18 protein-coding genes and 3 pseudogenes are annotated in these 25,285 nt (G+C 43.9%); 6 read left to right on the forward strand and 15 right to left on the reverse strand.

What is annotated here, in order from left to right:
* Window positions 1–9 precede the first annotated feature (9 nt).
* The 3 genes from OQJ75_RS04990 to OQJ75_RS05000 form a co-directional block, all read right to left on the reverse strand.
* The gene (locus OQJ75_RS04990) at window positions 10–501 is read right to left on the reverse strand and encodes a GNAT family N-acetyltransferase (RefSeq protein ID WP_265971434.1); all 492 of its coding nucleotides are present in this window, start codon (window positions 499–501) and stop codon (window positions 10–12) included.
* Between the two features lie 65 nt (window positions 502–566).
* A complete protein-coding gene (locus tag OQJ75_RS04995) occupies window positions 567–701 on the reverse strand; it encodes a hypothetical protein (RefSeq protein WP_265971433.1) in 135 nt (44 codons plus the stop codon).
* A 25-nt stretch (window positions 702–726) separates the two neighbouring features.
* A complete protein-coding gene (locus OQJ75_RS05000; RefSeq protein ID WP_265971431.1) occupies window positions 727–1,857 on the reverse strand; it encodes a PcfJ domain-containing protein in 1,131 nt (376 codons plus the stop codon).
* A 235-nt stretch (window positions 1,858–2,092) separates the two neighbouring features.
* Here OQJ75_RS05000 and OQJ75_RS05005 point away from each other — a divergent pair, with 235 nt between their 5' ends.
* The 4 genes and pseudogenes from OQJ75_RS05005 to OQJ75_RS05020 form a co-directional block, all read left to right on the forward strand.
* Entirely contained in the window at window positions 2,093–2,515 is a 423-nt protein-coding gene (locus tag OQJ75_RS05005) for a universal stress protein (RefSeq protein ID WP_265971430.1), read from the forward strand.
* A 193-nt stretch (window positions 2,516–2,708) separates the two neighbouring features.
* The gene (locus tag OQJ75_RS05010; RefSeq protein WP_265971429.1) at window positions 2,709–4,109 is read left to right on the forward strand and encodes a DASH family cryptochrome; all 1,401 of its coding nucleotides are present in this window, start codon (window positions 2,709–2,711) and stop codon (window positions 4,107–4,109) included.
* Window positions 4,106–5,566 (forward strand): annotated as a pseudogene (locus tag OQJ75_RS05015) (cryptochrome/photolyase family protein); the annotation flags it as partial. The gene OQJ75_RS05010 and the pseudogene OQJ75_RS05015, both read left to right, overlap by 4 nt.
* 66 nt (window positions 5,567–5,632) lie before the next feature.
* A pseudogene (locus OQJ75_RS05020) lies at window positions 5,633–6,340 on the forward strand (SDR family oxidoreductase); the annotation flags it as partial.
* A gap of 134 nt (window positions 6,341–6,474) precedes the next feature.
* Here OQJ75_RS05020 and OQJ75_RS05025 read toward each other — a convergent pair.
* The 8 genes and pseudogenes from OQJ75_RS05025 to OQJ75_RS05060 form a co-directional block, all read right to left on the reverse strand.
* A complete protein-coding gene (locus OQJ75_RS05025) occupies window positions 6,475–7,359 on the reverse strand; it encodes a PA4780 family RIO1-like protein kinase (protein ID WP_282570621.1) in 885 nt (294 codons plus the stop codon).
* Window positions 7,360–7,519: 160 nt separating this feature from the next.
* A complete protein-coding gene (locus tag OQJ75_RS05030) occupies window positions 7,520–7,654 on the reverse strand; it encodes a DUF2256 domain-containing protein (RefSeq protein ID WP_081090094.1) in 135 nt (44 codons plus the stop codon).
* 203 nt (window positions 7,655–7,857) lie between these two features.
* Window positions 7,858–11,574 (reverse strand): AAA family ATPase, encoded by a 3,717-nt coding sequence (locus OQJ75_RS05035; protein ID WP_265971427.1) that lies wholly within the window; start codon window positions 11,572–11,574, stop codon window positions 7,858–7,860.
* A gap of 5 nt (window positions 11,575–11,579) precedes the next feature.
* A complete protein-coding gene (sbcD, locus tag OQJ75_RS05040) occupies window positions 11,580–12,833 on the reverse strand; it encodes an exonuclease subunit SbcD (protein ID WP_265971425.1) in 1,254 nt (417 codons plus the stop codon).
* Between the two features lie 212 nt (window positions 12,834–13,045).
* Window positions 13,046–13,612: a porin family protein gene (locus tag OQJ75_RS05045; protein WP_265971424.1), complete on the reverse strand. Its 567-nt coding sequence runs from the start codon at window positions 13,610–13,612 to the stop codon at window positions 13,046–13,048.
* Between the two features lie 508 nt (window positions 13,613–14,120).
* Window positions 14,121–14,210, reverse strand: a pseudogene (locus OQJ75_RS05050) (glutathione S-transferase family protein); the annotation flags it as partial.
* Between the two features lie 34 nt (window positions 14,211–14,244).
* The gene (locus tag OQJ75_RS05055) at window positions 14,245–14,841 is read right to left on the reverse strand and encodes a LysE/ArgO family amino acid transporter (protein WP_265971422.1); all 597 of its coding nucleotides are present in this window, start codon (window positions 14,839–14,841) and stop codon (window positions 14,245–14,247) included.
* Window positions 14,842–14,855: 14 nt separating this feature from the next.
* On the reverse strand, window positions 14,856–15,380 hold the full coding sequence (locus OQJ75_RS05060; protein WP_265971421.1) for a GNAT family N-acetyltransferase: 525 nt from the start codon (window positions 15,378–15,380) through the stop codon (window positions 14,856–14,858).
* A gap of 275 nt (window positions 15,381–15,655) precedes the next feature.
* On the opposite strand from OQJ75_RS05060, the gene OQJ75_RS05065 reads away from it, so the two are divergent.
* Together OQJ75_RS05065 and OQJ75_RS05070 are read left to right on the forward strand one after the other, a co-directional pair.
* Window positions 15,656–16,951, forward strand: coding sequence for a GGDEF domain-containing protein (locus OQJ75_RS05065; RefSeq protein WP_265971420.1), 1,296 nt, complete (start codon window positions 15,656–15,658; stop codon window positions 16,949–16,951).
* 212 nt (window positions 16,952–17,163) lie between these two features.
* Window positions 17,164–17,907 (forward strand): class I SAM-dependent DNA methyltransferase, encoded by a 744-nt coding sequence (locus OQJ75_RS05070; protein ID WP_029235856.1) that lies wholly within the window; start codon window positions 17,164–17,166, stop codon window positions 17,905–17,907.
* A gap of 168 nt (window positions 17,908–18,075) precedes the next feature.
* Here the strand turns inward: OQJ75_RS05070 and OQJ75_RS05075 are convergent, their stop codons facing one another.
* From OQJ75_RS05075 to OQJ75_RS05090, 4 genes are all read right to left on the reverse strand, one after another.
* Complete coding sequence (locus OQJ75_RS05075; protein ID WP_265971416.1) at window positions 18,076–20,106, reverse strand: TonB-dependent receptor domain-containing protein; 2,031 nt, start codon at window positions 20,104–20,106, stop codon at window positions 18,076–18,078.
* Between the two features lie 181 nt (window positions 20,107–20,287).
* Window positions 20,288–21,208, reverse strand: a complete 921-nt coding sequence (locus OQJ75_RS05080; protein ID WP_265971415.1) for a LysR family transcriptional regulator — start codon at window positions 21,206–21,208, stop codon at window positions 20,288–20,290.
* Between the two features lie 244 nt (window positions 21,209–21,452).
* A complete protein-coding gene (locus OQJ75_RS05085) occupies window positions 21,453–23,642 on the reverse strand; it encodes an immunoglobulin-like domain-containing protein (protein ID WP_265971414.1) in 2,190 nt (729 codons plus the stop codon).
* Between the two features lie 487 nt (window positions 23,643–24,129).
* Window positions 24,130–25,128: a DHH family phosphoesterase gene (locus OQJ75_RS05090; RefSeq protein WP_265971412.1), complete on the reverse strand. Its 999-nt coding sequence runs from the start codon at window positions 25,126–25,128 to the stop codon at window positions 24,130–24,132.
* Window positions 25,129–25,285 lie beyond the last annotated feature (157 nt).

The following is a 25,285-nucleotide window of genomic DNA, read 5'->3' on the forward strand; positions in this document are numbered from 1 at the left end:
ATAATTCACTTAAATAGAAATACTCATCACATGATGATCGGGGTCAGTTTCTATATCGACGATTGACCAACCAAGAGAAAGGTACAAAGCTGGAATGTTGGTATAAGCGTAAAGATTAGACGTCGAATCCTTCGAGGATTGAGATTGAGATTGAGATTGAGATTGAGACCGATAATGATCTGGCATTTGCGCGACTGCACGCTTGATCAATTCACTCGCAATACCTTGACCACGCCACTGGGAATCCACATAAACAGCATTGATCCAAACCACATCTCTTACTTGATGAGGTTCTTGAAAATAGGAATACGCCAAACCGCCAATCACGACATTATCACGAAGCACTACGAGTACCGGTGGTAATTGAATATTGTCTGGGTTTGATTGCTCTGGATAGGCCAACTTCAACTTGAAATCAGACCATTCGCTTTGAAATAAGCCTTCTAACTCACTCCAATAAGGTGAGCTTTCATCGCAATTTCTAAAGATTACTTTCTGCATTTTTTCGTCCTTTGAAAGGGAGTCGTTCGACCATCCTAGTCTTACTTAATCTAATGTAGATAAAGCTACTCTTCGTCGTCGTAGTCGTCTGCTAGGTCTTGATTAATTTCTTCGCCACATCCTAGGCATTCACCTTGTAGCTCCGTAGGCATCACAATAATCAAACCACAATGCGGACATAAATCACCTTGTTGATACATCCTGTTATTCCTTCTAGTTCAACGACTATTGTTTAGGATACTTTTGCTTACCCGCTTCTAACCAGTCGTGAATCACTCGCCGAGCAGATTCTGATGGCGGTGCATTTCGTTTTCCACAGATTTGGTCGATCTCAAACGGAAATGCTTTGCTCGGAACACGGCGTAAACCTATGGTTAAACGTTGAGGTTTGAGCATGCGAAACACCACATAACGGTCGCTCATAATTCGGTTGTGATACACACCAATGCAATGCTTCTGCTCTATGCCTTCGTGTTCAAGATCGTAATAATCAGTGAGAGGATGAATGTCGTCATTGCCTAGCAAAGGAACTGGATAAGGGATGTCTTTATCCATTGGGCGATTCCCCTCTAAACGACGTAATTGGCGTTGCTCCGTCCAACGGTCATGCAGTTGCTCAAACATCGCGAATGAGTTCTGACTGGTAATAGCGCGCAGCGGATCATCCATCTCCAAATCTTGCCCTAGTAATATCGCATCTTGGAACATCGCCATCTTAGACGGTGCATTAAGCCGGCCTTCTTCCACCATTGCAATCCCGAGTCGGCTACCAGTTAGAAATGGATGAACTTGATCCAAACGCAGCGCTGTGTATCCGACTTTTGAGTAGTGCTTAAACTTAAGAACGCGCCTTTGTAATGGCTCGAGAATACGAACAATGTGGTCTAGCTCATCACCAACGTTGTAATGTAATTCTAACTTGTCGATGAATTTTAGTGTTGCTTTACTGCTGTCTAAGCCCAGTTGGGCGAGGATCTTCTTTTGCCCTAAGCGACTTAGTTCCAATGCTTTCTGATTATCGACACTGTATTTCATGCAAATCAGCGCCAAAATAACGGGCCTTAATTCAAGCAGTTGCGCCGCTTCATAAGTGTTCGCTGCAAGCCATAACATTTGATATTGATATTCTGGAAAGTCATCGGTGATTTCACGATAACGAGCAGGCAACGATTCTAACCAACGACCATTAACATCAAACTGTTCAACAAGATTGAGACTTAACCCAATACCACCATCGAGCTGGCGTCTGCCATCTTCAAACACATGAAAGCCCACGAGCTTTTGCGACCAATCTCGGATCTCAATATCGTAGTCGAATCCTAGTGTTCGAGTGGGAATAGTTAGTAGTGCTGTCATTGATGCCTCTTAGTTATTGGCGCATTGAACTGTCAAGCCTATCCAATAGCATAAGCGAGCGCTTCAACCACTATATCAACCTTTTGTAAATTTCTTATCAATCAAAGCGATATAAATACGATAGTGCTTAGAAGAACATTGAATGACGATTTTACGTAATATGAGACCTCTTCGATATCATTTGCGCCAACAAAAACTATGCTTGATACAGAACCCACAACAAAAGGCTTAAATTATGGAATACCGACATATTCTAGTCGCCGTCGAACTGTCTGACGACACCAAAGTACTTATTAATAGAGCGGCTTTCTTCGCCGATAAACTCGATGCGGGTATTTCGTTTGTTTATATCGACGGTACGCATGGAGAAATTTACCCGGAAATCTTTGATATTCAAGGGAATGAAGGCAATTTACCCATCAACGAAGATACAATTAACCACCTGAAAGAGTTTGAGACCTATGCCAAGCACACTATCAAGCACATTTTCGTGGGAACGGGCGATTTAAGCGATAAGCTCAAAAATGTCATTGAAGCAAATGGCGTTGACCTATTACTCTGCGGCCATCACCATGATTTTTGGCATAAGCTTATTTCCCATTCGAAACAGATCATCGACATCTCTCCTATCGATATTCTGGTCGTTCCTATGGAGTAGAGGCTTTAACGAAACTCCTAGAAACATTCTGTCGTGCCAACCTCTATCGGTATTATTGGTTGGCTTGGTACCCTCTTCAACATCTTCATCCTGACCGAAATCTGCTTTTACCCATTCAGAGTAGTCATTTGTGATCTTGTCAGCTTATCAACTCGTAAGCGTCTAATAATTAACAAATCGCCGAGTGTAGGTAATGAAAAATACTGGTCTCTATCTTTTTACAAACGACTTAAGAATCAACGACAACACGCTACTTTATCAAGCAAGCCAATTCGTCGATGAGCTCGTTTGTGTCGTTGTCGAACCGAATCTATCTCACTACTCTTCACTGTTCGCTCAAGAACAGAATTATGGCGCTCACCGCATAGCTTTCATTTCACAATCGATTAGCGATCTTAAGGCTAACCTGCGCGACCTAGAACAACCACTCATCGTCCTTACACAAGACCAAGATAAAGGCGATGGCGTTAAAAACTCGCTCAAAGAAATTATCTCTACTCTTAACGTCACTCACTTTTTTGCAAATGATCATTGTGGCTACGACGAGCAACAACTAGTGCAATCAACGCTGACTGACTGCCCGAACATAACTGCGATTCAATCTCATAACTCGACGCTGTTTCAGCTCGATGACTTCCCTTTTACGCTAGACAAGTTACCCCGCTCGTTTACCCAATTCAGAAAACTCATTGAACACTTGGCTGTAGATACACAAAGTTTGACCATAACGACGTTAGCACCAACACCAGTAGCAGTACCAGACCTCACAACAACGTCACACTATCACTCAAAGGCCGACCTTTTTAAGATTGGAAATTTGGCGAACGAGCAAATCTTCAAAGGCGGTGAAAGCTCGGGATTAGCCCATCTCGAACACTACTTTTCACACGATTACGCGGGCCACTATAAACAGACAAGAAATGCATTGGATGGCATTGAGAACTCGACCAAATTTTCACCGTGGTTAGCGTTAGGCTGTGTTTCACCGAAAACAATCTGCCGACACCTCAAACACTTTGAATCTGAACATGGGACAAATGACTCTACCTATTGGATCTATTTCGAGCTGTTGTGGCGAGAGTATTTTTATTGGAAAAGCATGTCGCTGAAGTCATCGCTGTTTACAAGATCATCCACAAACCCCGTTACTGCAGTAAATAACACTCAATCTGGAAGCCTTAATTTTGCCAAATGGAAGAGCGGTAACACCAACTATCCGATTGTCGATGCCTGTATGCGTCAATTAAACGCGACAGGCTACATGTCCAATCGTGGAAGGCAGTTAGCCGCAAGTTGTTTGATTTACGAGTTGGGAGTCGACTGGAGATACGGCGCAGCCTATTTCGAAAGCCAACTTGTCGACTATGACGTGGCATCTAACTGGGGTAACTGGGCGTATATTGCCGGGGCGCTCAACTCTCAAGCAAAAAGTCAGGCCAATAAGCAAGACTGTGCCAATCAAACGCAACTTAAATCACGCCATTTTGATTTAGCTAAGCAGACTGAAATGTACGACCCAAACCATGCTTTCATCGATCAATGGGCAGGCGGTCACTCAGACATAAAAAGCCTCACAAACCAGGACGCATTATGAACTTTAAAACGGTACGACTTGTATTAGGTGACCAACTCAACATTGAGCATTCATGGTTTCGACAGGTTGACGATCACGTTATTTACATCATCGCTGAGCTCAAACAAGAAACGGATTATGTTGCATCTCATATTCAAAAGGTTGCCGCGTTTTTCTGTGCTATGGGTTACTTCGCTGAAGAATTGAAACTGCAAGGCCATCAAGTCCTTCATTTGACCTTGGACGATACCATGCAATTTGAAAACCTAGATGCACTTCTAAAGCACTATGTACACGAATTCGGTGTAGAGAAATTCGAATATCAAAGGCCAGATGAATATCGCCTATTAGAACAACTGAACAAGCTCAAACTCACCAATGCCACCAAGGGTTGTTGTGATACGGAACACTTCCTCTTTCCGTTCGAGGAGATCGAACAACAGTTTCCGAAAGACAAACACATCATGATGGAACACTTCTATCGCCGAATGAGAAAGCGTTTCGACATTTTGCTAGAAGACGGAAAACCAGTTGGCGGCAAATGGAATTACGACGCGAGCAATCGAAAGAAACTCAAGAAGCAAGACATTGAAAACCTGCCCCAGCCGCTGATGTTTACTAATGACATAACAGACATTTTGCAGCGTATCGAACGCAACCAAGTGCAAACCATTGGTCAAGTTGGTAACCAGTTACTATGGCCAGTCAATCGCGCACAAGGCTTGTCTCTGCTCGCTCATTTCTGCCAAGTCTGCTTACCGTTATTTGGGCAGTTTCAAGATGCGATGACTACAGAGCACGACTCTAAATGGAGCTTGTATCATAGCCGTATTTCGTTTTCGTTGAACAGTAAACTGCTGGGTCCTAAAGAAGTGATTGATGCAGCACTGTCGGCCTACCAAGCATCCTGTCTTCGAGAGAGTTCACCAGCTAAACCAAGCATCGATATTGCACAGGTCGAAGGATTTGTACGCCAAATACTAGGGTGGCGTGAGTACATACGCGCCGTCTATTGGGCGAATATGCCTGCTTACGCCAGTAAAAACCATTATTCAGCAAGCAATAAGCTACCTCATTACTTTTGGGATGGGCAAACCAAGATGAACTGCATGAAGCATGCGATTGACCAGTCTCTTGAGTTTGCTTACGCGCACCACATCCAACGGTTAATGATCACTGGCAACTTCTGTTTAATCACAGGCATAGACCCTGACCAAGTCGACAGTTGGTACCTTGGTATATACGTCGATGCGATTGAGTGGGTTGAAATGCCAAATACGCGAGGTATGGCACTGTTTGCGGATGGCGGGATCGTCGGAACCAAACCATACTCTGCCAGCGGTTCTTACATCAATCGTATGAGTGACTACTGCAAAGGCTGTGACTACAAGATAAAGGAACGCAGCGGTGAGAGTTCTTGCCCATTCAATAGCTTGTACTGGCGCTTTATGAACCAGCACCGCGATGCGTTAAACCGCAGAACAACGAATCACAAACTTGGAGAATTTATAATGGTGGAGCAACTCAGATTACATATATTGGTGGTCGGTGGGAGTGGCGGTATCGGTTTCGCCGTGGTTAAACACCTATTATCTGAGCTCTCTCGGTTTGATTTTCTGGATGTACATGTCGACGCAACTTACCACTCTCAACAACCGGAACTAGAAAACAGTCGCTTGAGCTGGCACAAAGTCGACGCCACCGACGAAGCTGATATCAAACGCTTGAGTTCTGAGTTTGACCAACTTGATTGGTTGATAAACTGCGTGGGTATGCTCCACACTCCAGACCTTGGGCCGGAAAAGAACTTGTCGTCTATCGACCCTGAGTTTTTCCTCAAAAACATCTCTGTGAATACCCTGCCCAGCTTATTATTAGCAAAGCACTTCACGCCGATTCTTAGAACGAGTGACAATCCAAAATTTGCGGTGGTATCCGCAAAGGTAGGTAGCATTTCAGACAACCGATTAGGCGGCTGGTATAGCTATCGTGCTTCGAAAGCAGCCCTTAACATGTTCATCAAAACCATGTCGATTGAATGGCAGCGTACCCTCAAGACAGGCACCGTGTTGGCTCTGCACCCGGGCACAACAGACACAGCTCTGTCGAAGCCTTTTCAGACCAATGTCCCTGAGGGTAAGTTGTTTGAATCTAGCTATGTCGCCCATCAATTAGTCGATATCATTCGAACTGCCATACCTGACCAAAGTGGGCACTTCTACGCTTATGATGGTGAGCAACTAAGTTGGTAGTTAATACCTGTATCAGGAAATAAAAAACCCAACAGAGCCGAGGCTCTATTGGGTTGTTTCTTTTAAAAGAACGCATCAATTTTTTAAAGCGTTGTGACTGACATTTAACTAAAGATCAAAACTGATCATCACGATTACTCAGCCCAATTGAACTTGCTATCATCGACACCTTCTTTCTCTTCTTTCGCACGTTCACGTCGGTGTTGTTCTTCAACTCGCGCAGCGTCTATCTCTTGCATTATGGCTTCGATATCAGCCAAGTCGTCCGTTTCAGTAAACTCACCCGTCAGCTTGCTGTCTGGCTTTAAGTCGCCTTTCTCATACAGCGCCCACATTTCCTTGGCATACTCAGTTTTCGCCAATTCAGGAGCAAACTGAGCGTAGTAGTCACGGATGTTATTAATATCACGAGCCAACATCCACTCAGCGTTGTTGTTCGCCGAAGCGTCAACTGCTTGCGGTAAATCGATAATTACTGGGCCGTACTCATCCACCAATACGTTGAACTCAGACAAGTCACCATGGATCAAACCAACACACAGCATTTTAACCACGTAAGTCATCATTACTGCGTGATCTTCGATCGCTTGCTCTGCTGACATCACGACATCGTTCAAACGTGGCGCAACATAACCATCATCGTCTGTTACCAGCTCCATAAGCAACACGCCATCAAAGCAACCATAAGGGACAGGCACACGAACGCCCGCTTCTGCCAGTTTATATAAGGCATCCACTTCAGCACTTTGCCAAACCTTTTCTTGTTGCTCACGACCAAATCCAGAGCCTTTTTCCATTGCTCTAGCACGGCGGCTGTTTCGGACTTTTCGTCCTTCACGATACGCCGTCGCTTTTTTGAAGCTGCGTTGGCTAATTTCCTTATATACCTTGGCACAACGGATCGTATCGCCGCAGCGCACAATGTACACCGATGCTTCTTTGCCACTCATGAGTTGGCTTGTCACCTCGTCGACTAAACCATCGTCAACTAAAGGCTGTATTCTTTTAGGTATCTTCATGCCGTCTTTATACATCACTTATCTTACAGATAGAAATATTAACTTTAGAAATGAATGACGAAACGATTAAAGGATCATCAAAATGATGACAAAGGAAGGAAATATTGGAGTTAACGGGTTTAGATCATGAGGATTGACCTGATCTATTCAGATTATGGGACTAAGACTTATTACGACGACAACGTTCAGAACAGTAGATCACGTCATCCCAACAGCGCTGCCACTTTTTACGCCATGCAAAAGGCTTTTGGCAAACAGGACATGTCTTGGTCGGTAAATGTGATTTCTTGTGCATGGCAGTTTCCTTCTTGAAGAGTCCACTTCGTGCGTTTACTAGAGATTCCCTATTACGTTCGTTCCTTACGTTAAGGAGTGACGGCGTAGTGATTGATGACAACTCCCGACTCCGTCATCCTCGAGAAGGAGGAACGACTGAGTCGGGGGAGCTGCTTCATCTAGCTCTGTTTCTATTTCTGCACTGATGAATATGACTAGAACCTAAGCGACAACTTTGTACTGTTTCTCCATTTCACTCACGCCAAGTCCGGAGTGTTTCGTCACTTTAAGCTGAACGGGTACTCGCTCTTTAAGTGCTTCAACGTGACTAATGACACCGATCATCTTGCCAGACGCATTCAGGTTATCGAGCGCGTTAAGTGCAATGTCCAATGTGTCGCTATCTAACGTGCCGAAACCTTCATCCAAGAACAAAGAATCAATACTGGTTTTGTAGCTAACAAGATCAGAAAGCGCTAATGCCAACGCCAAGCTCACTAAGAAGCTTTCGCCACCGGACAAAGTCTTAGTGTCACGCATAACATCGCCCTGCCATGTGTCGAGCACTTGCAGTTCCAGGCCATCATCAGCTTTACGTTTTAGCTCATAACGCCCATGTAAACGCTGTAGCTGCTTGTTTGCCAAATACACCAAGTTTTCCAATGTGAGACCTTGAGCAAACTTACGGAATTTATCGCCGTTCTTAGAACCGATAAGTGAGTTAAGACGTGATATATCATCAAACTCGACCTGCTGCTCGTCGATCTGTTTGAACAGATCTTGTTGATTACTGCGGTTCTGGCTATCCGTTTCAAGATTGGCAGAAATCGCACCGATCTTTGTCGCATGGCTTTGTTGTGCGTTTTGACACTCAGTAGTCGCTTCTTCAACTTGCTGTTGGTTTTGCTCTTGCCATGTTTTAGCATTTGCGTGGTTTTGTAGCTCCACTTGCGTCGCTCTGGCTGTACTCAACCTTACTTGCGCACTGACAATCGCTTCGTCTAAAGACTTCTTCAGGCTTTGCAGTTGAGTACGAACTTCTTCGTCTAACAACGCTGCTTCAAAATTAGCCTCATCTTCGAATGGGCTAGTTTTCAGTGCTTCTAACCAAGCATTCGACGCTTGTGTGAGGCTTGACTGCTTGCTGGCTAACTCGTCCGAGAAACCAGTGTGTTTGGTTTGCTCGGTTCGATGCTCAAGTTCGCAACGGTTAAGCACTAACTGCGCGGCATCAAATGCGTTTACCGCGTCAGTGACTTTTTGCTTCATCGCATTGCTGGTGGCTTGAATGTCTTTGTCACCAAACAACTCTGCCCTTTCAGCACTAATACGAGTCAGCTCTGAAACTAGAGACTCACTCTCTTGCGTCAGTGTCGCGATCTCTTTCTCTGCGCTACTTAGCTTGTCATCTAAGGTTTTCAATTCGGCATTTTGAGTAATCAGTTGCTTCTCAATATCAGCCTGTTGCTGTTTAGTTTGCTGCCATGTGCTTGATGCTTGCGATTTCGCAGTAAACCAATCATCAATATGCTCAAGTTCAGGCGCTTCAATAGCCGTTTGAACAATGCTCTCTTTTAAAGAGCTCCATTGTTGATCTTTCGCTTGAGTTATCTGAGTCACTTGTTCGTTTGTAACTTGGTTTTGCTTATTCAAATCCGCTAGGCGTTGCTCGGCCAGCTCGAGATTCGATTGCGCCTTGTCAGCCATAACACTTACAGACAGGCGTTGTTTCTCAGCTTCGGCGTAATGCGCTTTAGCATCAGCCAACGCTTTGAGTTGCTGCGATCTCTGACTTAGTTGAAGCTCACACTGCTGAACAAAGGTCGTCACCGTAACTTCATTACCTAGATCGTTAAACGTAAGTAGAGCCAGTTCAGGAGTCGTACCAACGAAATCCGATAAGCCCTGTTGAAGCTTGCCAACAACGCCTTGCCAATTTAATTGAGCTTGTTGAGTATCGGCATGTGCACGTTGAATATCATCGTTGAGCGCAGTAATCATCGGAGCAAGAGAATCCAACTGCTGACGATGCTCTTGACCGTCTTTCTTGATGATCGCTAACTCATGCTTTTCACGCTCTTGTTGAGCAACCAAGTTTGCAATGTCTTGCGACTGTTCAATCGAATGGTCAGTTGAACCACACAATGGACACTCAGATCCAGATTCTAAAGCTGCTCGGTATTTCGCTAGTTCGCCTTCTTGATCAATCAAACGCGTTAATCGCTCAAGCGAAGTCTCTTTCTCTTTATATCGCTCAACTAACACTTCACGTTCTTTCGAAAGCTTGTCGACCAACTGAGTGTTACTTTGATGCGTTTGTGTTTTAACGTTCAGCTGCTGTTGAGCATTTAGAAAACCACGATTGATCTCAAGTAATGAATGCGTATTGCGATTCCAGAACTCCAACAGATCTTTTTGTGCATTCAACACTTGCTCACTGGTGTTTCCTTGCAAGGCTTCCCACTGTTGCTTTGCACTACTCTCTAACACGACCAATTCAGCTAAAGTTTTATCTTGCGTGGCTTTAGCTTCTTGCGCAGATTTAATGATCGTTTGCTGTGCATCAACCGCAGACAAAGCTTGCTTCGCTGAGTTTAGTTGTTCTGAATGCTGACGCTCAAGGGTACGAACTTGCTCTACCTTTGCTTGCCATTGACCTAGGTATTTTTCCAGATGTTGATCAGCTTGATGCGTATTTAGGTACTCAGCGCTCAGTTGATCTTGTTGCTTTAGTGCATCTATTTTTTGGACCAAAACGACCTGTTGATTGCGCTGCTGCGTATGTTGCTCGTTTAGCGTATTCGCTGCATTACAGGCCGCGGTTTGCTTATCTTTGAGTACGGCAATTTGGTTATCTAGAGGGCGAACCTGTTCAATGATCTTCTCTTGATCTTGTTGTTCGGTTTTTATCTTCTGAACAGCATCACTGCTTTGAGTCAGTTTAGTTTGCGCGTCTTGCTTCTCTACATCACGAACGGCAAGTAACTTGGTGCTGTTATCTAGGTTAGCTTGAGTGGTGTTTACCTCTTGTTCGCAACGCTTTAAATCTTTGTGCATTGGGCGCAGCTTTTCAGCCGGCTCACTGTTTGCCAAACGCTCTAGTGAAGGTTGGTTACGGTCTAGTTCATCTTGAGTGGTTTTAAGATCGTGCTCACTGGTCGCAATAGTTTGCTCAGCTTTAGTCACGTCTTTCCACCAGCTTAGGTGCGCTTGCCACTCTTTTAATTGCTCCGCTAAACGCTTCTGATCGGCTTCTAACGTTTCACGCTCTGCGGTCAGCGCTTGGATTTGCTCTTCAGACAGTAAACTCACCCCTTCGGCTTTCGCTTTAAGGTGATTAAGCGACTCTTCACTCGACTTAAAATGATCGTAGATACGCTCTGAAATCAGGCTATAAACTTCGGTTCCCGTCAGCTCTTCAAGTAGCTCTGCGCGGTCATTCGCATTGGCATTTAAGAACGCCGCAAACTCACCCTGAGACAACATGATGGATTTGGTGAAACGAGAGAAATCGAGACCTGTTACCTGCTCCACCAACTTGGTCTTCTTGGTCAGCATGGTTTCTAAGACTTTGTCGGTGTCAGCATCGGCAAATTCACAGGTTGGCGTTTGTAATGCGCCATCGTGTTTTCCACGCGCTCGCTTTTGATGGAAATTAGAGCGGTACGTTTTGCCCTGTACTTCAAACTCCAGCTCAGCGAAACACTCACCCGTGCCACGCGTCATTAATTCGTTATTGCCTTTAGCAATGCTCTTTAAGCGCGGCGTGCGGTGGAACAATGCCAAACAAATCGCATCAAGAATGGTGGTTTTACCCGCCCCAGTTGGACCTGTAATAGCAAACAGACCATTTTCTGCAAACGGCGATTGGGTAAAATCGAGTTTCCAACGCCCTTTCAAAGAGTTCAGGTTTTCAAATTCTAGGCTTAAAATCTTCATACTGGTTACTCTTCTGCTTTGTTTGGCGCTTGAGCGCTTTCAGACACTTCGACCATCACTTGTTTAAACTTGACCGTCATGCGCTCTAAACGCGCTTTTTCAGAATCGGTTTCAAACTCTTCTAAGGCAATACGCTTGCTAAACACATCCATCGGGCTCAGTTCAGATAAGGTTTCTGCTGACTCTTGCTCTAATGCTTGATTACGACGTTCTCTTGCGCGGCGCAATTGAAGCACTTCCACATTCAAACCTTCGGTTAGTGCGCGCATACGTTCTTGAAGATCCGATAAGTAATCTTGCGCTTGCACTTCTATCGATAACCACACGCTTTGGTCGCTATCTAAACCTATGTATTGGTTCAGCTGAGATTCGATCTCGCTTAAGTCGCCTTTGATTTCAGCTAGAGGCTGGAAGGTTGGAACTGGCAATTGAGAAATGGTGCGCACGCCCTCAACAAACTCAACCACACATACCTGCTTTTGAGATTTAAGTTCATCAAAGCTTAATGGGATTGGTGAGCCGCAGTAACGAATGTATTCACGCTTTGCCACGACTTGTGGGCGGTGGATATGACCAAGTGCAATATAGTCTGCGTCTGGGAAGCCATCAGCGGCAAAACCATCAAGGTTGCCGACATAAATGTCACGCACCGAATCCGATTGTTGAACCCCCATCGCCGTTAAATGACCTGTAGCGATGATCGGCATGTGTTCGCTGTTTTCAAACGTCGCACGTTTTTTTACAGCGGCATCATAAACACTTTGGTAGTGCTGTTTGATTGCATCGCCGAGTTGTTTTTGGCGCTCAACGCCTGTGACACCCGCCTGGCTGGTCAACACATCGCGAGGGCGAATAAAAGGAATGGCACAAACCAGCGCTTCTACATCGCCGTTCTTGCCTTTTAGTTCGACAACCTGAGTCGCATGATCTTCATTGGTATTAGGAATTACGTCTGCGCCCATGTATTTGAGCAGCTGTTGTGTCTCTTTAAGCACAGACACCGAATCGTGATTTCCACCTAACAACACCAATTGACAGCCGATCTTGTTCGAATCGACCACAAACTTGTTATACATCTCACGAGCGTAACTCGGCGGTGTACTGGTATCGAAAATGTCGCCAGCAACAATGATCGCGTCGATATTGTGCTCAGTAACTTGCTCAAGTAACCATTGTAAAAACCGTTCATGTTCATTCTTACGGCTTTTATTGTAGAAGTTTTGGCCAAGGTGCCAATCGGACGTGTGAAGAATCTTCATTGCTGCTCACTGGAAGTCTGTAATACCTTTAATCTACCAAAATAGTCGACATAATTCCCTTTTATAAGCTTGTGAAAACCAACTAATTTCAGGCTTTAGACCAACTCTGCCGATAGCGTGACCAATCGTTATTTTTGACATAAAAAACCGCTCAACGTTAGAGCGGTTATAGGTATCCATAGGTTTAGCTTGGAGTTATTTAACAGAAGCCATTAGAAATTGTACGAAGCACCAAGAGTTACCGAGCTAAACGCTACATCACGGCTTGCCAGTCTATTGCCATTAGCGCCGAAGAATTCGATATTTACTGCGTCTGCTTGTGAGATTAAACGTAATGTTAGGTTTTCTACTGGCGTGTATTCAACACCAACGCCAAAATGGAAACCAGCACCAGAATCGTCATCAATGCTAGACCCCTTAGAGTTGAGATCAACATAGCTCAAGCCCGCCAGTACAAAAGGACGAATAGAATTATCGAACGTATAACCTAGGTTTGCAGCAACAGAAAGCGATGTTGGTGAAAGCACCTTAGTTCCATATGATTCATAGTCAGCATAGTCTGTGTAACCGAGCTCGATACCTACGATACGGTTAAACTGATAACCACCATAAAGGCTGTACCCCACGCTTTCAGCATCTAAACTGCCTGCGCCGTCAGTGTCTGAGTCTTGATACACACCAAGGCCTGCGCCAATGTATGGACCACCCTCAATACCAGCAGCAAATGTAGGAAGTGAAACCAAGCCAACTAGGCCTAATAGAAATGTTGATTTAAGCATGAAAATACCTTTTTTTTGTCTGTCCTACAGCAACGTTGGCCAACAGCCAATAGTTTCCGACACTATTTTATCTGTTGCGTTACTGTTTAAAATAAATTAAATAACTAGCTCTCAGTGAATAATAAAACACTGTTCATTTACAGAGCGAATGAGAAAGTACCACAAGATTTTCAGGTCATCAAACGAACAATCATAGATATTTAATCAAGTCTTATTTATGAGACACGGGTATTTTCTGCAGCGTAACGAGTACTAAAATACGTATAAATTTGATAGTAATCCGGAGCACCATCAAGATTAAAATTATTATAATCATATTGTTAGCGTGCTATTTAAATTTTTACCAACTATCAAAAACAACCTGAATTTTCACTCCTAAATATAAAAACTCATCCTGTTTATCTCTTTTTCCAATAAAAGATATAAAGAGAAGAATGAGTTTTATTTTTGGAGGGTATTTATTTAGAACGACCTGCTATTAAAATATATTTCAATTTAATCCATATTATTAACGAGATTCAGCAAGGCTAGCTAAGTAATTATTCGTTAAATAGAAGCTGCTGAACTTCTCAATAAAGTCCGCAGGAACAGTTTTTTCGAAGGTATTATTGTCTTTTCTTCCCTACGAGCGGCTAAACGATCAAAGATAATGCAATGGATGCCATGATCACGCCAACGACAAATTCCAACACCTTCCACGCTTTCGGGTTCTTAAACATTGGAGCTAAGAAGCGAGCGCCATATCCAAGTGAAAAGAAGAATACGAACGACGCCGACACGGCACCAGCGCCAAACAACATTTGGTTAGGTTGATATTGGGTTGAGATAGAACCCAACAATACGACTGTATCCAAATACACATGTGGATTAAGCCAAGTAAACGCCAAACACATCGCAATCGCTTTAGTTAGCGAGTCTTTAGTTTCTGCAGTGGCTTCTAATGCGTGGTTTTCAGTAAATGCTGAACGGAAGCTTAAGAATGAATAAACACCCAAAAATATAGCCCCACCATAACGGGCGAACTGTTCAATTTGTGGGAACTGCTTAACGATTGCACCAAAGCCTGTCACGCCAAAACTAATGAGTAAGGCATCAGAAATGGCACACACAGCGCAAACTGCCAATACGTGTTGATTCTTAAGCCCTTGCTTTAAAACAAACGCATTTTGAGAGCCAATCGCAAGAATCAGCGAAAGGCCAAGGGAGAAACCTGCGAAGTAAGTCGTCATCTAAGGTTAGCCCCTTAACGCAACTCAATAGTCATGAACTGGCTGTGTGGGTCCAACACATAATCAGCAAAGGGATCGCAGTATCCAAAGCCAAACTTTTCATACAGGTTACGCGCGGCCTTAAAGTAGTCTTCTGAGCCCGTCTCTAAACTGATGGTTTTATACTGACGGACGGCTGCGGTATCTAAAACATGTTGTAAAAGTTGGCTAGCAACACCTGACTTTCGTGCAAACTGCGAGGTTCTCATTGATTTGAGTTCAGCGTGTTGGGTATTTAGCTCTTTAATGGCGACACACCCAAGCAGTTGGCTGTCTTTCCAAGCGCTGAAAAAGGTAATCTCTGGTGACTTGAGCCCATCTAGATCCAGTGCATGGACGCTTTCGGCTGGCGAAGTTGCGTACATATCGGCAAGGTGCTCTTCAAGCAATTCAATGACTTCTCCACCCGATAAGTCATCAAGCTTAATTTCTATTGAAGCACTGCTTTCCAATGTTGTTCCATTTTCGATTGAATCCTGTGCATTTGTTTCTGGCTTCATTGTCTCAACTCTCCTTGTTTGGTGCGCTTATTTTGCTTGAGTGATTTGGCTTTAATTACTGGCCTACTTTCCTGAATTGTTTCCTTTTCAAGAACTCGGTTTGAATCAGTAAAATTACTGATTCATCATGAAATTATAAATGTCACACTGGGTTTACCTAGATACCATATTTTTCCTATCTAGTCTCGTCATAAAAGCGTGCCGCAAAGCCCGTATGGTCGCAGCAGCGAGGGAGCAACACCTGTTTCAGTTAACGAATAAGTAGTCAGGCCGATATGAGTATTCAACTAGATTTAACCACCACTATGCCCTGTCAAAACTTCGACTCGGCACAAGGGCGGATGACACTTCAAAACCATCGAATTATTGATATCGACAACGAGATCGCTCAAATCTTTGGTTATCTAAACCGCGATGAGTTATTACACAATGTTGAATTTGTGTATGCCTTAGTTCCTGACAATTACCAAAACCTAGCCAAAAAACGCTACCTAGAGGCAATAAAAGGAAAGTTTAATAAGGGGAAATTGTACACGGACATTCCAGCTAATGGTCGCAATATCTCCATATTTTGTTTATCACATGTCATTGAACTGAATAACAAACCTGCGCTTGAAGTACACGTCATTGACATCACATCAATGTTAGAGGCGCAGCGTAAACGCCACGAAACAGATCTCATGTATCGAAAATTACTCGGTACATCGAAACAAGGTATTTTGATCCACCGAAACTTCAAACCTTTGATGGTTAATCAAGCTTGGGTTGAGCAACAAGGTGCCGAATCTATCGAGCAAGTACTTGCGATGGACTCAATCATTTCAATCATTCCTAAAGAACAGCATTCAAATGCCATCAGGCGATGCGAGAGCATTCTCAATGGCAATACACCCAATTTCAGTTCTGTAGTATCCAACCATTGCTTTGATGGCAGCTATAAATACTTCAATATTTATGACAACGTGATTAACTGGGAAGGTGAAGACGCCATTCAAGTGATTCTCGAAGAAGTCACAGACAAGGTCTTGTTAGAAAAAGAGCTGCTGCACCGCGCTATGTATGATGACTTAACGCAGGTACTAAATCGTCGCGCCATTTATGATTGGATAAAGAAGCCAGTGAATCAGCAAATTGAAATGTCTTGTATGCTGATTGATATCGATGACTTTAAATTAATAAACGATCAGTTTGGTCACAGTGTTGGTGATGCTGTCATTAAATACTTAGCCGATTCCATTAAGACTCACGTTGAATTACTCAATGGCGTAGTTGGACGCTGGGGCGGAGAGGAGTTTATTGTGTTCATTCCCAACGCGAAACCTGAGCATACCCAAGTCATAGGCGAACGTATCTGCCGTGCTTTTAATAGGCATACTTTTGTTGGATTCAATCGCCGTCAATTTACATCGAGCGTCAGTATTGGCATCACCAACCGATGTATGTGTCACTCACCCAACAACATTAACACGCTAATTCGGGTGACAGATGATGCACTTTATCGTTCAAAAACAAGTGGGAAAAACCAGGTTTCTATCAATGATGATGTGGTTTGCCAGGAAGCTCTTGCTTAATCCCAGCTCTTTACTCTCTTTCGTGATCCAGAGGTATTTCAAACATGCGTCAAATAAGCCGCTTAACCTCACGAATTGAAGCCAGCCAACAGATAATGAAAGTACAGCGACCAAGAATTAAAGCGCCTATATTGAACGATATTTGATTGCGATTTCTCAATTTCGGTATATGATGCGCCACCCTAATTTTTCAGCTTATGCTGCAGGCAAATATGTCCGCCAACGCACTCTATACCGACCTATCCGGTTACTATGATTTAATGTGTGTAGATATTGACTACCAAGCGCAAAGTAACTGCGTACGTAGACTCCATCAAATCTTTGGAAATGAAGGAAAAACACACCTCGACTTAGCTTGTGGCACTGGCCCACACGTTCGTCATTTTATTGATTTTGGTTACCAAAGCGGTGGCCTAGACCTTAACAAGCCGATGTTAGATATCGCAGAAGTTCGCTGCCCGGAAGCCAAGTTCTCAGTACAAAACATGAGTAACTTTGAGGTCACTGAACCACTCGATCTTATCACTTGCTTCCTGTATTCCATCCATTACAACGATGGCCTTGAGAAGCTTAAAGAGTGTATTGAAAGTGTGCATCGCGCATTGAAGCCTGAAGGTATTTTCTGTTTTAACGTGGTGGATAAAGACAAGATCAGCAACGACCTGTTTGTTAGACACACAACAAACCAAGACAAAGACGATTTCACGTTCCGTTCTGGTTGGTATTACTCTGGTCAGGGTGATAAGCAAGCGCTAAAGCTTAGTATCGAGAAGACGACTGCTGGTGAAACTCAAGTGTGGAATGATGAACACCCGATGGTAGCATTCTCGTTTAAGGAGTTAATCGAGATATTGAAGCCCTACTTCGAGGTTAATATCTTCGAGCACGATTACGATAAGCTGATTCCTTGGGATACTCAGTCCGGTAATGCGCTGATCACATGTGTCAAAATCTAGATAAATAGATAAGATAAATACACAGCAAGTTAAGCCAACGCTATAGATCAAAAAAGAACCCACACTCGCCGTTCTCCTTTTAGAGCATCAGCCAGTGTGGGTTCTTTTGTATCAAGTTATCTGTTGCTAAACTTTCGGTTGCTGAACTATCGGTTACCGAACTCTAGATTAGAAGTCCGCAGTCATACCGACGTAGTAAGTACGTGGCTCTTCAACATAACCTAAATATTCTAGCTCGTCAGATACTGACTCGTCCGTTAGGTTCGAAATACCTGCACGCAGTCGTACTGAATCATTCACGTTGTACACTGTGCCGATGTTCAATGTTGTGTATGCGTCTTGAGTTAGGTCGCTTTCGATCTGACGCTCACCACGGTAACGCGCACTGAGGAATGTACTTAAGTCGTAAGTCGGATTCCAGCTTAGCTTAACGAAACCAGAATGCTTATAACGCTCAAGTAGCTCTTCACCTGTCGACTTGTCTTCAGTGTCTAAGTAAGTGTAGTTACCTGAGACGCCCCAATCGTCAGAAATTTGGAACTGACCGGCAAATTCAACACCTTGAATGACGGCTTCTGCTACGTTTTCGTATGTTTTAGCGCCTAGTTGACCTGTAGGGGAACCATCAGAGTTTTCACACTGACGAGCACTTTCGTTCCAATCACCACCTTCTGGGCAGTAACCTTCCGTTCTATCGATAAGATCATTGATTTCGTTGCGGAATATTGCAGCTTCTACATTCCAACGTGGTTGTGTGTAAACGGCTGCCAACTCATAGTTTAAGCTTGTTTCAGGTTTCAAGTCTTCATTTCCCACCAAAGCACATCCGCCTTTACAGCTTGAAACTTGGTAGTCAGGTTGGTTCTGAGTCAATGTCGGCGCTTTGAAAGCTTTACCCACACCACCCTTGATGATCAGGTCATTCGTTGTTTGGTGAACCAAATACACACGTGGACTAAACTCTTCACCGTACTGTTCATGCTTATCTAAACGACCACCAATGGTTGCCGTTAGTTGATCCGTCATTAACCATTGGTCTTGTACAAACAATGCACCTTGATAGGCTTCAGATGAACCACTCACTAGGTTCTCTTTGTTCGTCAGCTCGCTCAGTTGGTAATCCATACCAAATGTCAGCGTATGACTTTCACCAAGATAAGTAGTTGCAGACGCTTCAACAATTTGAGTCAACTCTTCGATGTCGCTACTGAAATTATTTCCTAGATCGGCTGCATCATTGTCCGTCACATTCTCACGAGAATAACGTACCTGAGTATCACCCCAGTTCCAGAAGCCGCTGTGTGTGATAGCTTGACTATGACGAACAACCTGCGTATCAGATTCAATCACTGAACTTGAGCTCTCAGCTGCTGACGAACGTTCATCATCACTGTAACCAAAATCAAAGTCGATGGTTTGGTTGTCTGTTGCATGCCAAGACAAGCTAGCTAATAGACTAAGTGTGTCACGGTTTTCAAGTGCCGTTACATCTTCACGGTCATAACCAGAGCTATGCGTACCAGAGTATGGTTGCCATGCGTTACGACTCGTTTGGTTAACCGATACACGAGCAAACAATTCGTCTTCAATTAACGCACCTGATGTCGTTAAACCGACTGAATACTCTTGACCACCGTTGCCATCCATCGGTGAAGAATTGTCCATGCTCACTGTAGAACTCCAGTCGTTCTCAGGTGCTTTGGTGATGATGTTGATTGTACCGCCCATACCATCTGAACCGTAAAGTGCAGACATTGGGCCACGGATGATTTCAACACGTTCAATTGAATCAGCAGGAATAGTTGATAGGTCGAAGTCGTTACCACGGATGATGGCACTCGCCGAGCTTAAACGACGGCCATTCACCATGATAAGTGTGTAATCTGAATCCATACCACGAATAGAGATCATCTGACGGCCAGCACGTGTGCTATCAAAATCAGACTCAACACTCGTTGATTCTGCAACGATGTCAGCCAAGGTAATACCTGGGCTGTCTTCGATATCTTGAGCGGTGATAACCGACATTGAAGCTGGCGCTTGTTTTAGCGCCATCTCGGTACGAGTAGCGGTAATAACCATTTGCTCATCTGTTGCTTGCGCTTCTTCTTGCGCTAACACATTAGCTGAAAGTGACGTACAAATAACAGCGACTGCGATCGAAAGGGGTTTGCGAATCAAAAGAGATCTCTCAGACATGATATTCATTCTTATATGTGATTAGTAATGATAATGGTTTGCATTAAACAACCCACTACCATTCTTATCAATTAAAGTTTCATACCAAAAATCGATTCTCGCTATTCACCATTCAAATAACAAAAGAGATCCATATTCATTTCATTAGACGTGCACAAATCTCATTCACCTTGCAGATGAATTATGTATAGAGCTCTTTGAATATATTGCGAACCCAGCGACACATAGGGTCGTTATGAAAGCGCTTGTGCCAGTATAGGTAGACGTCTTCAGATGGGTGGCGCAATGCTTTAGGCACGCGTTTACAAACAAGATCTCGCTGCTTAGCGGCTTGTTGAGCAAAAGGGGTTGGTAAATGAAAGATGATGTCGGTTGTTTCAGCCATATCCGGTGCAACGTTAAAATTAGAAAGCTGAATTGGAATGGACAACTGGCGTTGCTTATCAATTAAGCCAAGATCTTTAAATCGACTTTCGATCGAGAGCTTCTTGTCCCCTTGCAGTGAGATTTGACCAAGTTGGCTATTCAACAAATCATCAACGGTGATCTCTTTGTCCGCCAGAGGATGGTTTTTACTCATCAACAAGCGATAATCGCGGCTAATCACGAACATTCGATACAAGTTTTGCTCAGAGCTCAATGGCTCATGGGTCGACAACACAAAGTGCGCATCACCGGATAACAGAGGCTCAAAGTGGCGTTTAGGGATCGAGTCGATATCAACAGTCATGTTCGGCGCTTGTTGGCGTATCTCCGCAACTACCTTCGGTAGCAAGTGCGCGACATTAGGCACTAAACCAAAGAAGCGAACCGTACTGCCACTGCTTTGCGGTTCGAATACATCGCCGTGTACCAACTTTTCTAAACGTGTAAGAACCGAGTTGAGGTCTTGCTTAATGGCCTCTGCTTTTGGCGTTAACTCATAGCCATAAGCCGCTCGCACCAATAGATCATCATTGAAAACAGTACGCAGTTTTTGCAGAGATCGGCTCACCGTAGGTTGGCTCATATCCAGCGCCAATGCCGTGTTGGAAACGTGCTTCTCTTCAAGCAGGTGTTTAAGAATGACGAGTAGATTGAGGTCGACTTGAGCAAGATTCATTATGCAAATATTAATCGTGTATAAAATCCAATGTGCGCATAGTGCTACTTCCTAACAAGGAATACAATTGATAATCACTCTTGTTTTGATCTATCGCAAGATGCAGAGCAGAATTTCAGGTTAAGCCGATTTAAAAGCTCTAAGTGAGAAAGCTTTGAACATAAAAAAAGAGAGGTCAAATAACCTCTCTTTAATAATCTACAGTTTTAGCTTAACTTGTTTCTATCACCAAAGGCTTACAAGCTTAAAGCTTTGTCCAAGCGTCTTGCCAGTATTGGCTATCGGCTGGCGCATAAGCCGGGCTTGCACACCATGCTGTGTATGGCCAAGGTTTACATTCGTATAGGCCGTTATCGCTGCCGACTACGATGTCACCTGCTGCGTAGTTTTTACCCGCTTCATATGGAGGGTAATCACCTGGAGGAGGTGTTGTACCGCCACCGTCTTTCACCGTGAACGAATCGTTGACCATCACCATTTCACCGTCAGTTGCTTTACCAACAACTTCAAGTGCATATTGACCTTCCGCTACATCGTACAAGTCGATGGTAATAGCGCGACTGTCCGTTAGGTTAACCTTAGTTTGCTCAACCACAGTACCTGCACTGTTGATCACCATAGCGGCAACGTCTAACGCTTCATTTGATGTTAGCGTCAGTTCTAAACGTACGTTGCCGTTGTCTGGCGCATATTCTGACTGAAGGCCTGAAACTGAAAGCTCTAAGTCATCGCCCGGATCTGGGTTACCACCACATGAAGAGTCTGAAACCTTTCTCCAAACGCCCCACTCACCTGTCGTTCCTGGTTCTTCGCCGCGAGTGTACCAACCCGCTCCCCACGTTGAACCGTCATGAGAGACTTGATCACCTTCAACATAAACGGTGTCGGCATCCCATGCAGCAGTACAGTTAGAACCATCCGTCACAGACACTTTACGGTCAGCGGTTACAGTTTGGTTCGCGCTGTCTGTTACGCTATACACAAGCGTGTAGTTGCCGATTTCATTTACATCGACACTGCCAGTGTGTGTGATAGTGCTTGTCAGGTCGCCATCTTCAGCATCATTCGCCGTTACGCCTGCCATAGCATCAAATGCAGTTCCCAACACAACAGTTGTGTCAGACACACCATTAAATACTGGCTTCTGGCTGTAAACCTCTACCGTTCTCGCTTTAGTGGTTTCGTTGTTATCGCTGTCTTTCACTCGGTAAGTTAGAACGTAAGTGCCAATCACACTGGTTTCCACGTAACCTTCAACATCGATTGATGACGTTAGATCACCGTCTTCTTTATCGGTTGCCGTTACGCCTTCCATTGGGTCAAACGTTGTGCCGTGAAGAACACGGGCATTTTCGACACCTTTAAGAACTGGCTCACCCTCTACTGGTGGTGGCGTCACTTGACCGTGGACAAACGGGCCGTAATCTTTAATAAACTGTTCGTTGTATTGTTGACCGTTTTTGTTAGTACCCATGTCCCAGTTGATAGACCAAGTCATTACACCACGCAGCGGTTGGCCTTGAGTTGTTAAGGTCTCGAACGCGTCGTATAAATCTTGAGGATCTTGCACAAAGCCGGTTGCTGCAGCATCAATGCTAGAAGGAATACCAAACACCAGCTTGTCATGTGGAATTTTGTGGAAGCCACGCGTTCCGTTGATAAGCGAATCAGAGATGTAGTAGATGAATTCTTCTTTTAATGCATCGTTGTTTTGAGCAATCCAGCCCACGCCGTCAACCCAGATACCGTCGCCACCTTGGTTGTAGAATTGTGGGTTAATCCAGTCGTAATAACCTTCTAGATTATCGATATATGGAACGTACTTACCGCCTGTCGTTAGATACGGGAACTCAGGCGCCATAGTAATAAGGAAGCTTTTACCTTCGGCACGGTAGTGGTCTTTCACTAGCTTAAGAGCATCAGGAATCACGGTTTGGTTGTTTGCTGCGGTTACAGCTGCTTGTTCAAGGTCGATATCTAGGCCATCGAAACCGTAACGCTCAGTAAGACGGATAATCTCATCAGCAAAGGCTCTTTCATCACCAGTTTCTAGCTCTACGTGTGCATCAGCACCACCTAGCGCTATCAGTACAGAACGGCCTTGTTTGTTGAGTTCAGAAATTTGGTCAATAAATTGTTCTTCTGAAAGCCCAATGGTTGGGTCCAGTTTAAAAGTTGGGATTCGACCATCAGCCACATCGTAAACCTTCATGAATGACACATTCACGATGTTATACATTGGGTTTACTTCATCCAGCGTCACGCATGGCGCATTACCACCTTGGTAGCCGCCACCGTCACACCAGTTGTGCCAATACCCGACCACGACACCAGAATCTGGATTCGTCATATCTGAACCATTCGCATAAACAGCGCCAGACATTGCGGCCATGCCGACCGATACAGCTAATTGTAGAGCTTTACGTTTCAACATTAGTCCCACTTCCTTACTTAACAGCTGTGCCAATCACAACCGAATCAATTCATTGTAATCATGAATATTTATAGAGAAGTAATGGAATTTATAGGAAAAGATGACCTTTGATTTAACTTGTGATTTTAAGTCACAGATTGAATATTAGAATCAATATGATTTTGACTTTTCATTCAAACTGAAATGCTAAAAACTGTTATTTTCGGTCGAATGCATTTACCATGCGAATATTTAATCAACATTAATTCACCAAGGTAATTAACCAAAAATATAAAAAATCACCAATAGGAAAAAATGGACTTTAAATCGGCAAAAATCATCCCAAACACGCCGTAATTACTGACCTCAGACAAGATAGCATTGCGAGTGACATCATTAAAATAGCCTGGATATAGCCATCATACATGTGCTAGCGATACGCACGTATAACGGAATATAGGAGTAAGAATTTGTGGAATTTTGAATCTATACGTCGAAAATCTTTCAGTTATCCCTCAGCACCAGATGAATAATATGCATCCAATAGTGAAATAAAATTCACCTTATCAAGTTCATTAAGTTGATTAATTCCAGCCGCTGCTTTTCTTCCTCCGCCAGTTACAAAGCTAGAGCAAATTTCGTCTGCACCCGTTCTGTTTGATAATGGTGCCCGTAAACTTACCGTGTAAGACTCGCCCTCTTGGTTTTTCGTTAATACTGCTTGCGCTCGGTTTGGATCTTGATTAACGATTTCATTACCAAATACGCCACTGATGCGCCTTGCCCAAGCCTCACCTGGTAGTTCAAACACACGTGCGACTTCACTTTCATAAACAGGAGCAAGGTTTGATAACTGCTGGCGATCATTTTGATAAGCAGCTCGTAGTCGATAAAACACAGAGTCTTTATCATCCAAAAGATCAAACGGGTTCGGGTATTGATAAAGGGTTTTGTAGAGCTCAGCTGGCGTGAAATGCAAATCACTGAGTGACGAACCGTAACCATTGTAGTTAACCAAGGTACCTAGCTCTTCTAAAAACTCGGTTTGAGATTCATCGAATCCATTTTCATCCGCTAGCCGCGCGGCCACTGTTTTTAGATTGTCGCCAAAGGCAGCTGCGATTGCCCAAGCCACATGCGCACCATTCAGCTTCTGGTTAATAAGCAAGCTCGTGCAGCTCTCTGGCGCGGTATCAATCAGAGTATCTAAATGATCAGAAGTTGGGACATCCCCTGTTCGGTGGTGATCGCAATAAAATACCTTGATGTTGGCGTCTAGCAGTGAGTGCAATGCTTGCAGGTTTTTCTCCATCGATACATCTAAAACGGTAACGGAAGAAACATCACCTTGCTTACCCGGCTCCATAGTTTGAGTAATAACTTGAGAGACCAACTTAATATCACGCTTTACACCAGTAATGAGCACGCTCTCTCTTGGCTCACTTAATCGCAGCTGTAACAACGCGATTATGCCATCTGCGTCTCCGTTGAATACGTCGTAGTGCATGTTGTTCCTCTTCCTATAGATTTAAACGTTTGCCAGAAACGCGCCAATTCGTTTGCGTGTTCGATAGTCTGTCATTATTTTAGTTATATTTCACAGATACTTAAGTCTATTTTGGAATGCCTTATTCTCATTAGATTGAAAAGATAAAGACATTAAT

The sequence above is a fragment of the Vibrio sp. 14G-20 genome (assembly GCF_026241515.1).
Taxonomy (GTDB): Bacteria; Pseudomonadota; Gammaproteobacteria; order Enterobacterales; family Vibrionaceae; genus Vibrio.

Excerpts from the sequence above, each read along its gene's own strand:
- OQJ75_RS05090 (WP_265971412.1), bottom strand. The coding sequence starts at position 25,128 with ATGCACTACGACGTATTCAACGGAGACGCAGATGGCATAATCGCGTTG.
- OQJ75_RS05045 (WP_265971424.1), bottom strand. The coding sequence starts at position 13,612 with ATGCTTAAATCAACATTTCTATTAGGCCTAGTTGGCTTGGTTTCACTT.
- OQJ75_RS04995 (WP_265971433.1), bottom strand. The coding sequence starts at position 701 with ATGTATCAACAAGGTGATTTATGTCCGCATTGTGGTTTGATTATTGTG.
- OQJ75_RS05010 (WP_265971429.1), top strand. The coding sequence starts at position 2,709 with ATGAAAAATACTGGTCTCTATCTTTTTACAAACGACTTAAGAATCAAC.
- OQJ75_RS05085 (WP_265971414.1), bottom strand. The coding sequence starts at position 23,642 with ATGTTGAAACGTAAAGCTCTACAATTAGCTGTATCGGTCGGCATGGCC.
- OQJ75_RS05000 (WP_265971431.1), bottom strand. The coding sequence starts at position 1,857 with ATGACAGCACTACTAACTATTCCCACTCGAACACTAGGATTCGACTAC.
- OQJ75_RS05025 (WP_282570621.1), bottom strand. The coding sequence starts at position 7,359 with ATGAAGATACCTAAAAGAATACAGCCTTTAGTTGACGATGGTTTAGTC.
- sbcD (WP_265971425.1), bottom strand. The coding sequence starts at position 12,833 with ATGAAGATTCTTCACACGTCCGATTGGCACCTTGGCCAAAACTTCTAC.
- OQJ75_RS05055 (WP_265971422.1), bottom strand. The coding sequence starts at position 14,841 with ATGACGACTTACTTCGCAGGTTTCTCCCTTGGCCTTTCGCTGATTCTT.
- OQJ75_RS05075 (WP_265971416.1), bottom strand. The coding sequence starts at position 20,106 with ATGTCTGAGAGATCTCTTTTGATTCGCAAACCCCTTTCGATCGCAGTC.
- OQJ75_RS05060 (WP_265971421.1), bottom strand. The coding sequence starts at position 15,380 with ATGAAGCCAGAAACAAATGCACAGGATTCAATCGAAAATGGAACAACA.
- OQJ75_RS05005 (WP_265971430.1), top strand. The coding sequence starts at position 2,093 with ATGGAATACCGACATATTCTAGTCGCCGTCGAACTGTCTGACGACACC.
- OQJ75_RS05035 (WP_265971427.1), bottom strand. The coding sequence starts at position 11,574 with ATGAAGATTTTAAGCCTAGAATTTGAAAACCTGAACTCTTTGAAAGGG.
- OQJ75_RS05070 (WP_029235856.1), top strand. The coding sequence starts at position 17,164 with ATGTCCGCCAACGCACTCTATACCGACCTATCCGGTTACTATGATTTA.
- OQJ75_RS05065 (WP_265971420.1), top strand. The coding sequence starts at position 15,656 with ATGAGTATTCAACTAGATTTAACCACCACTATGCCCTGTCAAAACTTC.
- OQJ75_RS04990 (WP_265971434.1), bottom strand. The coding sequence starts at position 501 with ATGCAGAAAGTAATCTTTAGAAATTGCGATGAAAGCTCACCTTATTGG.
- OQJ75_RS05030 (WP_081090094.1), bottom strand. The coding sequence starts at position 7,654 with ATGCACAAGAAATCACATTTACCGACCAAGACATGTCCTGTTTGCCAA.
- OQJ75_RS05080 (WP_265971415.1), bottom strand. The coding sequence starts at position 21,208 with ATGAATCTTGCTCAAGTCGACCTCAATCTACTCGTCATTCTTAAACAC.